Raw genomic sequence first — 14,386 nt, 5'->3', positions numbered from 1 at the left:
CGCCCCCGATGGCGGGCGCAACAGGCCAGGCGCACAAGACCGGCCGTGAAATCCTGGGAGGAGACCCATGCAGCAGCCCGCACCCGGCGCGGCCATTCCACGCTTCTTTCTCTATGGCGACGCCGGCACGGTGGCGGACGCCGAGTTCTTCCACATCGAAGACATCCGCAGCCGCAGCGAGCGCTACGACTGGGAGATCGGCACCCACACCCACCCCGGCCTTTACCAGGTGGTATTTTTTCTCGACGGCGGCGGCGAGCTGACGCTGGATGGCCGGCGCTCGGCGGTGACGGCGCCGCTGGCGGCGGCGATTCCGCCCGGCGTGGTCCACGCCTTCCGCTTCACCCCCGGCACCCACGGCTACGTGCTGACGCTGACCGCCGCCATGCTGTCCGGCGAAGCCGGCAATGCGGGCCGCATGTTCGAGGACGTGCTGTTCCGCCAGCCGCAGGCCATTCCATTGGAATCGGCGGCGCCGATGGCCGCGCTGCTGGAGCAGCTGCAGGCCGAGTTTCATGAGGATGCCGCCGGCCGGGCGAAGATGGTGGAGTGGCTGGTGTGTGCGCTGCTGATGCTGCTCGCCCGCAGCCGCCTGCAGGCCGCCGACGCCGCCACCCCGGCCGACCGTGCCCGCCATGAACTCTTCGCCCGCTTCCGCGCGCTGGTGGAGGCGCACTACACCGAGCACTGGCTGGTGCCGCGCTACGCCGAGGCGCTGCACACCACGGAGAGCACGCTGAACCGCTTGTGCCAGGCGGTGGCTGGCCGCTCCGCCTTCGAACTGACGCAGGACAGGCTGCTGCTGGAGGCGCGGCGCAAGCTCATCTACATCGCCGCGCCGGTATCCCGCATCGCATACGAACTCGGCTTCCAGGACCCGGCCTACTTCTGCCGCTTCTTCCGCCGCCGCACCGGTCTCACCCCATCCGCCTTCCGCCGCCAGGGGGTGGAGGGCGAAGCATGAAGCTCGGAGTGAGAGGTGTGGGGGCAGGAGGAGAAACTGCAGGGGCGTGGCAGGAAATTACATGAGGGCAGGCGACGTCGGGTTTGCCCCCTCCCCCTCGCGGGGGCCGGGGGAGAGGGGGCGCCCTCCGCAGGGGGCGTCAGCCGCCCTCCTTCTCCCGCGAGAGCCAGAGAAAACCATGCCGCCCATCCCCCGCAGGCGGAGGCAGGAAAAAAGACGCGCGCTACCCGCCAGCCCGCCGAACCCCTCTCGCCCTCAGCCACCCACCATCAGCAAGCGCCCCAGCCCCAGCGCCAGCCCAAGCGCCACGGCCGCCGGCGAGAACAGCAGCCGCCAGGCCAGCGCCTGCGGCCGGAAGCCGACGCCGGCGACGAAGCCGGCGCTCATCGCCCAGCACAGCGCCAGCGCCGCCAGGTGGTCCGCCCGGCCGTCGGCGGTGGCGAACAGATTGGGTGCGATCCCCAGCCCCAGCATCAGCGCCAGGGCTGCCAGCAGCGGCAGCGGGCGCAGCCGGCCGGGGGTGGCGGCGATGGGGGCCGAGCCGGCGGCGGCCGGCCCGGGCGCGGCCGCCATCAAGCTTGCTCCGCGTCATCGTCCGCCGCGGCGCGGCCGGCGCGCATCGCTGCGGTATCGCCCCACAGGGCGTTGAGTATGGCCAGCAGCACGGCGAAGCCGATGCCGAGTATCCAGGCGAAGTACCACATCGAAAGACTCCTCGGGTTCAGTAGGCGGAATGCTCGTTCTCGCGGATGTAGGCGGTGGTGACCTTGCCCGCCATCACCCTGTAGGCCCAGCCGGTGTAGGCCACGATCAGCGGCATGAAGATCACCGTGGCCCACAGCATGATGCCCAGCGTGCGCTGGCTGGAGACGCTGTCCCACACGGTGAGGCTGGCGTCCGGCCGGGTGGAGGAGGGCATCACGAAGGGGAACATGGACACCCCGGCGGTGCCGATGACGCCGACGATGGCCAGCGCCGAGGCGACGAAGGCCGCCAGCGTGCGGCGGGCGGCCACCAGGGCGATGGCGGCGAGGCCGCCGGCGTAGGCCAGCGCCGGCACCAGCACCGTGGCCGGCGCGCTGGCGTAGTTGTGCAGCCAGGCGCCGGCTTCGGCCACCACGCGCTTCGCCAGCGGATTGGGCAGGGCGGCCGGGTCGGGGGCGACGGCGAAGGCATAGCCCAGGCCGCCGCGCGCCACCCACAGCCCGGCGAGGCTGAAGGCCAGCAGCATCAGCGGGCCGAAGATCAGCGCGGCGCGGATGGCGCGGCGCTGGATGTCGCCCTCGGTGCGGTGGGCGAGATAGACCGCGCCGTGAAAGCTCAGCATGGCGCTGCTCACCACCCCGGCGAGCAGGGCGAAGGGGTTCAACAGGGCCCAGAAGCTGCCGGTGTAGTAGGGCACCAGGTTGGCGTCGAAATGGAAGGGCACGCCCTGCAGCAGGTTGCCGAAGGCCACGCCGAAGATCAGCGGCGGCACCGCGCCGCCCACGAACAGGCCCCAGTCCCAGGTGCGGCGCCAGCCGGCGTGGTGGATCTTGCTGCGGTAGTCGAAGCCCACCGGGCGGAAGAACAGCGCCCACAGCACCGCCAGCATGGCCCAGTAGAAGCCGGAGAAGGCGGTGGCATACACCAGCGGCCAGGCAGCGAAGATGGCGCCGCCGGCGGTGATGAACCACACCTGGTTGCCGTCCCAGTGCGGGCCCACGGTGTTGATCACCGCGCGGCGCTCCTCGTCGCTCTTGCCGACGAAGGGCAGCAGGGTGCCGACGCCCATGTCGTGGCCGTCCATGATGGCGAAGCCGACGAGCAGCACGCCCACCAGCAGCCACCAGATGAGTTTCAGGGTGGGGTAATCGAGAGGCATGGCGGGGCTCCGGTCAGGACAGGGTGGGGCGGGGGTCGATGGCGGCGGGCGCGAGGGGCGCCGCCGGCGCGGGCGCCTCGCCGTGGTAGCGGCCGGTGCCCAGGCTGGCCGGGCCGAGGCGGGCGAAGCGCACCATCAGGTACATCTCCACCACCAGCAGCAGGGTGTAGAAGCCGACGAAGCCGGCGAGCGAGCCGTACAGGCTCTCCACCGTCAGCGTGGACACGGACAGATGGGTGGGCAGCACGCCGTAGATGGTCCACGGCTGGCGGCCGTACTCGGCCACGAACCAGCCCATCTCGCAGGCGATCCACGGCACCGGCAGGAAATACAGCGCCCAGCGCAGCAGGCCGCGGCGCTCGGCGAAGTCGCCCTTCAGCGAATGCCACAGGGCGAGGCCGAACAGCGCCAGCATGGCGAAGCCCAGCGCCACCATCAGGCGGAAGGTCCAGAACAGCGGCGCCACCCGCGGCAGGGTGTCGCGCGCGGCGCGGTCCACCAGCTCCGGCGTCACCTCGTCCATGCTCTGGACGTAGCGGCGCAGCAGCAGGCCGAAGCCGAGGTCGCCTTTGATCGCGTCGAAACGCGCCTGCATCGCGGCATCCGCGGGGTCGGCGCGCAGCGCGTCCAGCAGGCGCACCGCCTCCATGCCGCTGACGATGCGGGCGCGGTTCTTCGCCAGGATCTCCTTCAGGCCGGGAATCTCTTGCTCCAGCGAGCGGGTGCCGATCAGGCCCATCACCCAGGGAATCTGCAGCGCGTAGCGGTTCTCCATCGCGGCGTCGTCCGGCAGGGCGAAGAGGTTGAAGCCGGCGGGGGCGGGTTCGGTCTCCCACATCGCTTCCATCGCTGCCAGCTTGGTCTGCTGCGCCTCGCCCAGCGAATAGCCGGACTCGTCGCCGAGCACGATCACCGAGCACACCGAGGCGAAGCCGAAGGCGGCGGCGATGCGGAAGGAGCGCTTGGCGAAATCCACGTCGCGGCGGCGCAGCAGGTACCAGGAGGAGATCGCCAGCACGAACATCGCGCCGGTGACATAGCCGGCGGACACGGTGTGCACGAACTTGGCCTGCGCCACCGGGTTGAGCAGCACCGCGGTGAAGTCGGTGAGCTCCATGCGCATGGTCTCGAAGCTGAACTCCGCGCCCACCGGGTTCTGCATCCAGCCGTTGGCGACCAGGATCCACAGCGCGGAGAGGTTGGTGCCCACCGCCATCAGCAGCGTCACCAGCAGGTGCTGCAGCCGCGACAGCCGCGCCCAGCCGAAGAAGAACAGGCCGATGAAGGTGGATTCGAGGAAGAAGGCCATCAGGCCCTCTATCGCCAGCGGCGCGCCGAAGATGTCGCCGACGTAGTGGGAGTAGTAGGCCCAGTTGGTGCCGAACTGGAACTCCAGCGTGATGCCGGTGGTGACGCCCAGCGCGAAGTTGATGCCGAACAGCTTGCCCCAGAACTGGGTCATGTCGCGGTACACCGGCTTGCCGGTCATCACCCACAGGCTTTCCATGATGACCAGCAGCCAGGTCATGCCCAGGGTCAGCGGAACGAACAGGAAGTGGTACATCGCGGTGGCGGCGAACTGCAGCCGCGACAGGTCGACGAGTTGCTCAGTGACCATCGTTATCTCTCGGAGTACGGGAATCGGAAGGGGCGGGGCCGGCCAGCGGCGCGGCGCCTGCTTCTGTGCCGCCGCTGGCCAGCCAGCCGCCCAGGGCGGCGAGCAGCGCCAGCTTCACCGCCAGCGCCACGGCCAGTTCGCGCAGCAGGCGGCGGTCGGCGCCGCTGAGGGGGCCGGAGGCCGGCGCCAGGGGTGGCGCTGGATGCGGTTTGCATGTTTTTGCTGAGGCCGCCTCGAAAGGCGGCGGGGCAGGCGGGGGGATGGGCGGTGACATGGCGGTGGCGGGTGAAAATCTCACCTTGGTAATAACAAGCCGCATGCCAGCCCGGCGCGGTGCCGCGGAATAGCGTGGAATCAGGGCCTTGGCGTCTGCCGTCCGGCGTGCAGGGCTGACAGCCGTACTGCCAGTGCTGCAAGATATGGCAGTCCCCTGTCAGAGGTGTCGCAGCATGTCCCCCGTGCCGTCCGCCGGCGAGCCCGTCCTGCCGGAGTTGGTGTCCTACCTGGAGACCTTGTCCGAGCCCCACATCCTGTGCGACCGCGACTACCGCATCGTTGCCGCCAACACCGCCTACCGCGCTGCCTTCGGCACCACCCGCAGCGTGCTCGGGCGCAACTGCTACGAGGTCTCGCACCGCTATCCGCGGCCCTGCGACCAGGCCGGCGAGTCCTGTCCGCTCACCCGCAGCCTGCAGTCGGGCACGCGCGAGCGGGTGCTGCATCTGCATCACACCCCGCGCGGCGAGGAGTACGTCGCCATCGAACTGTCGCCAGTGCGCGACGGCGAGGGCCGCATCGCCTGGTTCATCGAGAAGATGGCGCCGATGGAGGTCGCCCGCGGCCCCGGCGGAGGCGGCATGGTGGGGCGCGCGCCGGCCTTCCGCCGCATGCTGGAGCTGGTGTCGCGGGTGGCGCCGGCCGAGGCGGCGGTGCTGCTGCAGGGCGAGTCCGGCACCGGCAAGGAACTGGTGGCCCAGGCCATCCACGCCGCCAGCCCGCGCGCCGGGCGGCCCTTCGTCGCGGTGGATTGCTCCGGCCTGCCGGAAACCCTGTTCGAGAGCGAGCTCTTCGGCCATGAGCGCGGCGCCTTCACCGGCGCCAGCGCACGCAAGCCCGGGCTGGTGGAGGCGGCTGCCGGCGGCACCCTGTTCCTCGACGAGGTGGGCGACATTCCGCTGGGCATGCAGGTGAAGCTGCTGCGCCTGCTGGAGACCGGCACCTATCGCCGGGTTGGCTCCACCGAGCTGCGCCAGGCCGACATCCGCCTGGTGTCCGCCACTCACCGGCCGCTGCGCGAGATGGTGGCGGAGGGTAGCTTCCGCCAGGATCTGTACTACCGCATCAATACCTTCCCCATCCCGGTGCCGCCACTGCGCGAACGGCTGGCCGACCTGCCGCTGCTGGTGGCGACCTTGCTGGAGCGGGTGGCGCCGCGGCGCCGGCTGACGCTGACGGAGCCGGCGCTGCGCTGCCTCGCCGCCTACGCTTTTCCCGGCAATGTGCGCGAACTGCGCAATGTGCTGGAGCGCGCCAGCCTGATGTGCGACGGCGAGCAGATAGACCTCGCCCACCTGCCGCCGGAGGTGCTCGGCGAGGCGTCGGCGCCGCTGGCGGGTGCGGCCATGAGTGGCGGCCTGCGGCGGCTGGAGCGGCAGGCGCTGCTGGAGGCGCTGCGCGAGCATCACGGCAGCCGGCGGGCGCTGGCCGAGCGCCTGGGCATCAGCGAGCGCACCCTGTATCGCAAGCTGCGCGACCTGGAGCGCGGCTGACAGCCTTGGCGGTCGTGCCTGCCACTGCTGCCGCCAGCGGCAGCCGGCGGCAGTACGCGGGGTGGCGGCCTGTCTGCGCCGAGCCATGCAAGCGAATGAAGTAAAAGCGCTTTCCCGCCGTTGCGGGAGGCGATGCGCGGCAGGCACGCGATTTGTTTCTGTAAGGGCGAGGCGGCGCGTCCGCGAGCGTCGCGGCGGCCACTGGTCACCTCGCCCCACCCCTGCGGGCCCCGGGGCCGCGGCGGCGGCGCGTCGCCTCATCCCCGACCGCTCAAGGAGTGCCAACCATGCCCGCCCATACGCTGACGCCCGCCCCCGCGGACGACGACCGCCGCCGCCTGCTCGCCGCCACCGCCGGCGCGGGTGCCGTTGCGATGGCTGCCACCGCCGTGCCCTTCGTCGCCAGCCTGACGCCCTCGGAGCGCGCCCGCGCCGCCGGCGCGCCGGTGGAGGTGAACGTGGGCCGTCTCGCCGAGGGCGAGATGATGACGGTGGAGTGGCGCGGCAAGCCGGTGTGGATCCTGCGCCGCAGTGCGCAGATGCTGGCCGCGCTGGAAGGCCATGACGAGCGCCTTGCCGATCCTGCCTCGCAGGAAGCGCAGCAGCCGGCCTACGCCGCCGGCCCGCAGCGCGCCATCCGGCCGGAGTTCCTGGTGCTCGTCGGCATCTGCACCCACCTCGGCTGCTCGCCTTCGGAGAAGTTCGCGCCCGGCGCCGTCGCCGGCATGGAGGCGGACTGGCCGGGCGGCTTCCTGTGCCCATGCCACGGCTCGCGCTTCGACCTCGCCGGCCGGGTGTTCCTGCACCAGCCGGCGCCGACCAATCTCGAAGTGCCGCCGCACCGCTGGCTGGACGGCAACCGCCTGCTGGTCGGCGAGGATGCCGGCGGCGAGGGTGGCGCCGTCGTCTGAGTGCCGCCGCCCGTGGGATACTCCGGGGCCGTTCCGCCCCGGAGTCCCGATGAGCGCCCTGGCCCAACTCGACATCGCCGCCGTCCGCCTGCTGATCGCGGTGGCCGAAGCCGCCAGCATCAGCGGCGGCGCGGCGCGCTGCCACATGTCGGTGGCGGCGGCGAGCAAGCGCATCAGCGACCTGGAGGCGCGCCTGGGCGTGATCCTGCTGCACCGCCGGCCGCGCGGCGTGGCGCTGACGCCGGCGGGCGAGGTCTTCGTCGGCCAGGCGCGGCAGATGGCGGCGCTGGCGGCCAGCCTGGAGGAAGAGCTGCGCGACTACGCCAGCGGCGTCGAGGGCCGGGTGCGCATGGTGGCCAACGCCGCCGCCATCGTGCAGTTCCTGCCACGCGACATCGCCGCCTTCCTCGAAGCCCATCCGCGCCTGCGCATCGACCTGGAGGAGCAGACCAGCGCCGAGGCGGTGGCGCTGCTGCAGACCGACCGCACCGACCTCGCCATTTTCGAAGAGAGCTATGCCACGCCCGGCATGGTGGTGCGCCCCTACCGCACCGACGAGTTGGCGCTGGTGATGCCGCTGGGCCACCCGCTGGCAGCGCGGGACGAAATCTCCTTCGCCGATTCGCTGGCCTACGAGCAGGTGGGCCTGCACGGCGGCACCGCCATCCTGTCGCGCATGCAGCTGGCGGCGACCAGGCTCGGCCGGGTGCTGCGGCTGCGCATCCAGGTGCGCAGCTTCGACGCGGTGTGCCGCATGATCGAAGGCGGCGTGGGCGTCGGCGTGCTGCCGGTGCGCTCGGCCGAAGCCTATGTCGCCCTCGGCCGGCTGAAGGCGATTCCGCTGCGCGACGACTGGGCCCGCCGCCGCCTGCTGATCGGCTGGCCCACCCAGCGCGAACCGCTGCCGCAGACGCGGATGATCATCGACTTCCTGCAGGCATCGGCCGCGGCGGACGGCAGTCCGCTGTCATCTCCCGATGCCAAGGTTTCGAGATAGTCGAAAACGGCTTCGCAAAAAACTCGCTTGTCCACTCCTGCCGCCGGTCTCTATAAACGCCGAACGCAGCCCGCACGGCGACACGCCGCTGGCAGGCGAGCGCAAGAGGAGACCCAGGCATGCAGATAGATAAAGAAGCCACGAAGAACGTCGATCAACAACACGGCGCGGCCGCGGCAGCCGGCGCCCGGCTGGAGCGCGAGCTCACCATCCGCAGCGTGCGCGCCATCCCCATCAACGTGCCGGTGGATGCGGTGGTGGGCGCGGTGCGCAAGCCCACCGCGCTGTCCTGCGTGCTGGTGCGGGTGGAGACCGAGAGCGGGCTGGTGGGCTGCGGCTTCACCGCCATCACCGAGGAAGAGGTGGTGGCCGCGGCGATCAACGAGGTGGCCGCCCATCACCTGCTCGGCGAGAGCGCGCTCAACATCGAGCGGCTGTGGAACCGCCTCTACTGGCTGCTGACGCCGCGCGGCCAGAGCGGCTACGGCGCCCACGCCATTGCCGCGCTGGACATCGCCCTGTGGGATCTGAAAGCCCAGGCGCTGGGCCTGCCGCTGTGGAAGCTGCTCGGCGGCGCGCGCAAGCGGGTGCCGGTGTATGCCACCTTCGGTTTCGGCTTTCTCGATACCGAGCAGCTGGCCGAGGCGGCGCGCAGTTGGGTCGGCCTGGGCTTCTCCCGGTTGAAGATGACGGTGGGCAACCATGCCCTGCAGCGCCGCGACGAGCCACGGCCGCTGTCGGCGGTGATCCGCGAGGACGAAGCCCGCATCCGCGCGGTGCGCGAAGCGGTGGGGCCGGGGCCGGAGTTGTGCATAGACGCCAACTGCAGCCTGGACCCCTACCACGCCCGCCTGCTCGCCCAGCGGGTGGAGGACTGCGGCATCGCCTTCTTCGAAGAGCCGGTGAGCCACAACGACGTGCGCGCGCTGGCCGACCTGCGCCGCAGCATCAATATTCCGCTGGCCGCTGGCCAGAACGAGGGCCTGGACAGCCGCTTCGCCGACCTCTTCCAGGCGAGGGCGGTGGACATCGCCCAGCCCAACGTCGCCATCACCGGCGGCTACACCCAGTGCCTGCGCATCGCCGGCATGGCGCAGGCCTGGCAGGTGGCCATCGCCAACGGCGGCGCCTGGCCCTTCCACAACATGCATTTACATGCCGGCCTTGCGCATGGGGGCTTCATCGAATATCACCATGTGGCCGTGACCATGAGCGAACAGCTCTTCACCGGCCTGCCGGTGCCGGAGAACGGTTGGCTGCCGCTGCCGGAGGCGCCTGGCCTGGGCTTCACGCCCGACTGGGACGCGGTGGCGGAACTGGCGCGGCGGCCAACCTCGCGCGGCGCCGGCAAGGCCTGAGCCGGCAAGGTGGCGGGCCCTGCGACAGGGCGCCCGCCACCGGCCAGCGGAACGAACAGAGAACGGGTGTGGGGCCAAGCCCGCCCGCAGAGGAGGCAGATTCCAGCAGACACAAGGCAGCACACCGGCGCGGCGGGACACCGCGCCGGCGGGAAACACACTCGATGCACGCCGCGACGACGGCCCGGACCGCTCACGGTCCGCGACATAACGACATCAAGACCAAAGGAGACCCGACATGAAGAGATTCCCATTCCGCGCCGCACGCCTGCTGCGCGGCATTACCCTCGCCGCCTGTGCCCTCGCCGCCGGCGGCGCCCAGGCCCAGGCCTGGCCCACCCAGCAGCCGATACGGCTGATCGTGCCGGCCTCGGCCGGCGGTTCCCTGGATACGCTCACCCGGCCGCTGGCCCAGCACCTGGGCGAAGCCCTGAAACAGGCGGTGGTGGTGGAGAACCGCGGCGGCGCCGCCGGCATGGTGGGCGCGGAGCATGTCGCCAAGTCCGCCCCGGACGGCTACACCTTCCTGATGGGCGCCATCCACCACGCCATCATCCCCGGCGTCTATGCCGACGTGCCCTACGACAGCAAGAGCGATCTGGTCGGTGTCGCCCACATCGGCGAGACGCCCAACATGGTCATCGTCAGCAAGCGGGTGCCGGTGGAAACGCCGCAGGAACTGGTGGCGTGGATCAAGGCCAACCCCGGAAAGGTGAGCTACGGCACCGGCGGCGCCGGCGCGCTGCACCACGTCGCCACCGAGATGTTCAAGGCCGAAGTCGGCACGCCGGACATGGCCGCCATCCACTACCGTGGCAGTTCGCAGGCGATACGCGACATCCTCGCCGGCCACATCCAGGTGATGTTCGAGACCATGCCCACCGCCGCGGTGCAGGTGCGCGCCAAGCGGGTGAAGGCGGTGGCGGTGACCTCGCCGCAGCGCACCGAAGCCTTTCCGGACGTGCCCACGCTGGCGGAAACCGTGATGCCCGGCTTCCAGGTGATGACCTGGTACGGCGTGTTCGCGCCCAAGGGCACGCCGCCGGAGGTGGTCTCCCGCATGCACGAGGAAATCGTCCGTGCCTTGCAGCGCGAAGACATGCGCGAAGTATGGAAGACCGCCGGGGTGGCTGCGGTGAACATGCCGCAGCCGGAGTTCCAGCGCTTCTGGGTGGCCGAGGTGGACCGCTGGAGCGGCGCCGCCCGCAAGTTCGGCATCACCGCCAACTGAGGCCCGCAGCCGGGCGCGCGGACGCCCGGCCGCTACGCTCACTGGCCCGCAAGGGACTGCCAAAACTCGACAAGCGCCGCGCGACGCCGCCAGCACCGGGCGCGACGCGGCCGCGGAGGAGACCCCGCATGACGGACAAGAATTACCGCGACCTGCTGGGCGGCCTGCTGGTCGCCGCCATCGGCCTGTTCGCCGCCCTCTACGGGCAACGCTACGAATTCGGCTCCCTGCAGCAGATGGGGCCGGGCTTCTTCCCCATCCTGCTGGGCATCGGCCTGCTGCTGCTCGGCGGCGCCATCGCCGCGCCGGCCTGGCGGCGGCAGGGCAAGGCCAAACCCATCCGGGTGGAATGGCGCACAGGCGGCCTGGTGCTGGGCTCGGTGGTGGTGTTCGCGCTGGCGCTGCAGACCCTGGGCCTGGTGATCGCCACCGTGGCGGCGGTATTGCTGGCCTCGCTCGCCGACCGCAGCCTGCGCTGGCCCGGCCGGCTCAAGCTGGCGGCCGGCGTCACGCTGCTCACGGTGCTCATCTTCGTCACCGGCCTGGGCATGATCGTGCCGCTGTGGTGGCACTTCTGAGGGGGAGACGGCAATGGACACCCTGAACAACCTGCTGGCCGGCTTCCAGACGGCCATGCTGCCGGTGACGTTGATGTACTGCTTCATCGGCGTCTTCCTCGGCACCCTCATCGGCGTGCTGCCCGGCATCGGCTCGCTGGCGGCCATCTCGCTGCTGCTGCCGGTGACCTACTACATCGAGCCGACGCCCGCCATCATCATGTTGGCCGGCGTGTATTACGGCGCCCAGTACGGCGGCTCCACCGCCTCCATCCTGCTCAACCTGCCGGGCTCGGCCTCCTCCGCCATCACCTGTCTGGACGGCCACCCGATGGCACAGCAGGGCAGGGCGGGCGCCGCCCTGTTCATGACCGCCGCCGCCTCCTTCTTTGGCTCCATGATCGGGCTGGCGCTGTTGGTGGCTTTCGCCCCGGCGATCGCCGAACTCGGCCTGGAACTGGGCTCGGCGGAGTACTTCGCGCTGATGGCGCTGGGCCTGGTGGCCGCCTCCACACTGGGCTCGGGCGCGCTCGCCAAGGGCCTGGCGATGGTGCTGCTCGGCCTGCTGCTGGGCGTGGTCGGCACCGACGTCAGCACCGGCGTGCAGCGCTTCACCTTCGGCTTCAACGGCCTGGCCGAAGGGCTCAGCATCGTCGCCCTGGCGATGGGCGTGTTCGGCATCGCCGAGGTGATCAGCGCGGTGAACCGGCCGCGCGAAGGCCAGTTGCGCGACGACAAGATCCGCTTGCGCAGCATGGTGCCCAGCCGCGACGACGTGCGCCGCTCCTGGATGCCAATGGCGCGCGGCTCCGGCATCGGCTCCTTCTTCGGCGCGCTGCCCGGCACCGGCTCCGCCATCGCCGCCTTCATTGCCTACGCGGTGGAAAAGAAAGTGGCGCGCGAGCCGGCGCGCTTCGGCAAGGGCGCGGTGGAAGGCATCACCGCGCCCGAATCCGCCAACAACGCCGCCGCCCAGACCGCCTTCGTCCCCACGCTGACGCTGGGCATCCCCGGCGACGCGGTGATGGCGCTGATGCTGGGCGCGCTCATCCTGCACGGCATCACCCCCGGCCCGCTGCTGATGGTGGAACAGCCCGAACTGTTCTGGGGCCTGATTGCCAGCTTCGTCATCGGCAACCTGATGCTGCTGGTGCTCAACATCCCGCTGATCGGCCTGTGGGTAAGCGTGCTGCGCATCCCCTACAGCGTGCTCTACCCCGCCATCATCGTGTTCATCTGCCTGGGCGTGTACAGCGTGAACAACAGCAGCTTCGACATCCTGCAGGTGGCCCTCATCGGCGCCCTCGGCTACGCCTTCGCCGTCCTCAGCTTCGAACCCGCCCCGCTGCTGCTGGGCTTCATCCTCGGTCCGCTGATGGAAGAACACTTCCGCCGCGCCATGATGCTGGCGCGCGGGGATGTGACGACCTTCGTGGATCGCCCGCTGAGCGCGATCATCCTGGGCGTGACGGTGGCCGTGCTGGCGTGGGCGGTGTGCAGAAGGACGGCTGCGGTGCTGAAGAGGAGGGAGGCGCTGAGGCCGGCGGGGTGAAGGGGAGGTTGGGGTGAAGTCACTGGAAATATCGTGGTGGGAATTGAATGCCGGGAGCTTGATTCAAGCCAACCAGTCTTTGGGAAATGGCCATCCCTTTAAGGGGGGCGAGCCAATGCCGGTGGTTATGACTATCTGCAAGATCAAGAAGATTGCCATGTTCTAACTGCGCTAAATCGATAGTGACTTCAGTGAAGTCCGTTCAAGCACCAACGGGTTGCAACTGAGCTGACTCCAGCCAAGAAGGCAGCGCAAAAAAAGGGCGCGTCCTTGCGGACGCGCCCCTTTCATTTCCACCAGCCGGCGAGCCGGCCCTGGCTTACTTGAAGCTCGGATCGAACGGCAGTCCGACGTAGTTCTCCGCAATGGTCGTCTTGCCGGCGGTGGAGCCCATCAGGTAGTCCAGTTCGGCGACCTGGATCTTGCGTTCTATGGGGTCGCCGCCGAACTTGTGGGTGATGGAGGTGAACCACCAGGAGAAGCGCACGGCGGCCCAGACGCGGCGCAGGGCGACTTCGGAGTAGCGGTCCAGCAGGTCGCTGCGGCCTTCGTTGTAGTAGGCGATCAGCGCGGTGGAGAGGTAGTACATGTCGGACGCGGCGAGGTTCAGGCCCTTGGCGCCGGTGGGCGGGACGATGTGGCCGGCGTCGCCGACGAGGAAGAGGGTGCCGAAGCGCAGCGGTTCGGCGACGAAGCTCCGCAGCGGGGCGATGCTCTTTTCCAGGGAGGGGCCGGTGACCATGCGTTCGGCGATGTGGGCCGGCAGGCGGGCGCGGATTTCGTCCCAGAAGCGGTCGTCGGACCAGTCTTCGATCTTCTCGTCCAGGCCCACCTGCACGTAGTAGCGGCTGCGGGTGTGGGAGCGTTGGGAGCAGAGGGCGAAGCCGCGCTCGTGGTTGGCGTAGATGAGTTCTTCGTGCACCGGCGGGGTGTCCGCCAGCAGGCCCAGCCAGCCGAAGGGATAGACGCGCTCGAACTCGCGGATCATGCCGCGCGGCACCGAGGCGCGGGACACGCCGTGGTAGCCGTCGCAGCCGGCGATGTAGTCGCACTCCACCGTGGTGCGCTTGCCGTCCTTGGTGTAGCTGAGCTTGGGCGAGCCTTCGAGGTAGCCGGTGGGTTCGACTTCGCCGGCGGAGAAGATCACGGTGACGTTTTCGTCTTCCAGCACCGCGTCGTAGAGATCCTTGGTGAGCTCGGTCTGGCCGTACACGGTGACGCGCTTGCCGCCGGTGAGGGAGGCCATGTCCACCCGTTCTTCGCGGCCGTCGAAGGCGAGCACGATGCCGTCGTGCACCAGGCCTTCCTTGTCCAGGCGGTCGCTGACCTTGGCGCGGCGCATCAGGTCCACCATGCCTTGCTCCAGGATGCCGGCGCGGATGCGGGCTTCGACGTAGTCGCGGGTCTGACGCTCGAGGATGACGCTCTTGATGCCGCTCAGGCTGAGCAGGCGGGCAAGGCAAAGCCCGGACGGGCCGCCGCCGATGATGCCGACTTGGGTGCGCATGGTCTCTCTCTCCGTTGGATTAATGCTGTCTTATAGACGACTCAACTATAGGAGGCGG

Annotated in this window: 14 protein-coding genes; 8 read left to right on the top strand and 6 right to left on the bottom strand. The window is 70.0% G+C overall.

All coding sequences use genetic code 11. The annotated features are described in order from the left end of the window. Positions 1-67 precede the first annotated feature (67 nt). On the top strand, positions 68-964 hold the full coding sequence (locus C7389_RS10590) for a helix-turn-helix domain-containing protein (RefSeq protein WP_133591154.1): 897 nt from the start codon (positions 68-70) through the stop codon (positions 962-964). A gap of 255 nt (positions 965-1,219) precedes the next feature. Here the strand turns inward: C7389_RS10590 and C7389_RS10585 are convergent, their stop codons facing one another. From C7389_RS10585 to C7389_RS10565, 5 genes are read right to left on the bottom strand one after another with little or no spacing between them, the layout of a single operon-like run. After that, positions 1,220-1,537: a cyd operon YbgE family protein gene (locus tag C7389_RS10585; protein ID WP_133591152.1), complete on the bottom strand. Its 318-nt coding sequence runs from the start codon at positions 1,535-1,537 to the stop codon at positions 1,220-1,222. Beyond that, positions 1,537-1,668 carry a cytochrome bd-I oxidase subunit CydX gene (gene cydX / locus C7389_RS10580; RefSeq protein ID WP_133591150.1) on the bottom strand — a complete coding sequence of 44 codons (132 nt, stop codon included), beginning with the start codon at positions 1,666-1,668 and terminating at the stop codon, positions 1,537-1,539. Before cydX ends, C7389_RS10585 begins: the two co-directional genes overlap by 1 nt. Positions 1,669-1,685: 17 nt before the next feature. Beyond that, positions 1,686-2,828 carry a cytochrome d ubiquinol oxidase subunit II gene (cydB, locus tag C7389_RS10575; RefSeq protein ID WP_133591148.1) on the bottom strand — a complete coding sequence of 381 codons (1,143 nt, stop codon included), beginning with the start codon at positions 2,826-2,828 and terminating at the stop codon, positions 1,686-1,688. 13 nt (positions 2,829-2,841) lie between these two features. Next, positions 2,842-4,446 carry a cytochrome ubiquinol oxidase subunit I gene (locus C7389_RS10570; RefSeq protein ID WP_133591146.1) on the bottom strand — a complete coding sequence of 535 codons (1,605 nt, stop codon included), beginning with the start codon at positions 4,444-4,446 and terminating at the stop codon, positions 2,842-2,844. Next, on the bottom strand, positions 4,436-4,720 hold the full coding sequence (locus C7389_RS10565) for a hypothetical protein (RefSeq protein ID WP_133591144.1): 285 nt from the start codon (positions 4,718-4,720) through the stop codon (positions 4,436-4,438). The genes C7389_RS10570 and C7389_RS10565 overlap by 11 nt, the downstream gene beginning before the upstream one ends. Before the next feature lie 175 nt (positions 4,721-4,895). Between C7389_RS10565 and C7389_RS10560 the strand changes: the two genes are divergently transcribed. The 7 genes from C7389_RS10560 to C7389_RS10530 all read left to right on the top strand — a co-directional run bounded on the left by C7389_RS10560 (position 4,896) and on the right by C7389_RS10530 (position 12,821). Then, positions 4,896-6,215, top strand: coding sequence for a sigma-54 interaction domain-containing protein (locus C7389_RS10560; protein WP_133591142.1), 1,320 nt, complete (start codon positions 4,896-4,898; stop codon positions 6,213-6,215). A 287-nt stretch (positions 6,216-6,502) separates the two neighbouring features. After that, positions 6,503-7,126 (top strand): ubiquinol-cytochrome c reductase iron-sulfur subunit, encoded by a 624-nt coding sequence (petA, locus tag C7389_RS10555; RefSeq protein ID WP_133591140.1) that lies wholly within the window; start codon positions 6,503-6,505, stop codon positions 7,124-7,126. Between the two features lie 49 nt (positions 7,127-7,175). Continuing rightward, entirely contained in the window at positions 7,176-8,123 is a 948-nt protein-coding gene (locus tag C7389_RS10550; RefSeq protein WP_133591138.1) for a LysR substrate-binding domain-containing protein, read from the top strand. 119 nt (positions 8,124-8,242) lie between these two features. Beyond that, positions 8,243-9,481 carry a mandelate racemase/muconate lactonizing enzyme family protein gene (locus tag C7389_RS10545; protein WP_133591136.1) on the top strand — a complete coding sequence of 413 codons (1,239 nt, stop codon included), beginning with the start codon at positions 8,243-8,245 and terminating at the stop codon, positions 9,479-9,481. A 238-nt stretch (positions 9,482-9,719) separates the two neighbouring features. Then, positions 9,720-10,712 carry a Bug family tripartite tricarboxylate transporter substrate binding protein gene (locus C7389_RS10540; RefSeq protein WP_133591134.1) on the top strand — a complete coding sequence of 331 codons (993 nt, stop codon included), beginning with the start codon at positions 9,720-9,722 and terminating at the stop codon, positions 10,710-10,712. A 128-nt stretch (positions 10,713-10,840) separates the two neighbouring features. Continuing rightward, positions 10,841-11,290: a tripartite tricarboxylate transporter TctB family protein gene (locus C7389_RS10535; RefSeq protein ID WP_133591132.1), complete on the top strand. Its 450-nt coding sequence runs from the start codon at positions 10,841-10,843 to the stop codon at positions 11,288-11,290. A 13-nt stretch (positions 11,291-11,303) separates the two neighbouring features. Next, positions 11,304-12,821, top strand: a complete 1,518-nt coding sequence (locus C7389_RS10530; RefSeq protein WP_133591130.1) for a tripartite tricarboxylate transporter permease — start codon at positions 11,304-11,306, stop codon at positions 12,819-12,821. Positions 12,822-13,140: 319 nt separating this feature from the next. On the opposite strand, the gene pobA is transcribed toward C7389_RS10530, so the two are convergent. Next, positions 13,141-14,328, bottom strand: coding sequence for a 4-hydroxybenzoate 3-monooxygenase (gene pobA, locus C7389_RS10525; RefSeq protein ID WP_133591128.1), 1,188 nt, complete (start codon positions 14,326-14,328; stop codon positions 13,141-13,143). Positions 14,329-14,386: the final 58 nt, after the last annotated feature.

This window comes from Azoarcus indigens (assembly GCF_004361735.1).
Taxonomy (GTDB): domain Bacteria; phylum Pseudomonadota; class Gammaproteobacteria; order Burkholderiales; family Rhodocyclaceae; genus Azoarcus; species Azoarcus indigens.
This window is presented reverse-complemented; position numbering and strand designations above follow the sequence as displayed.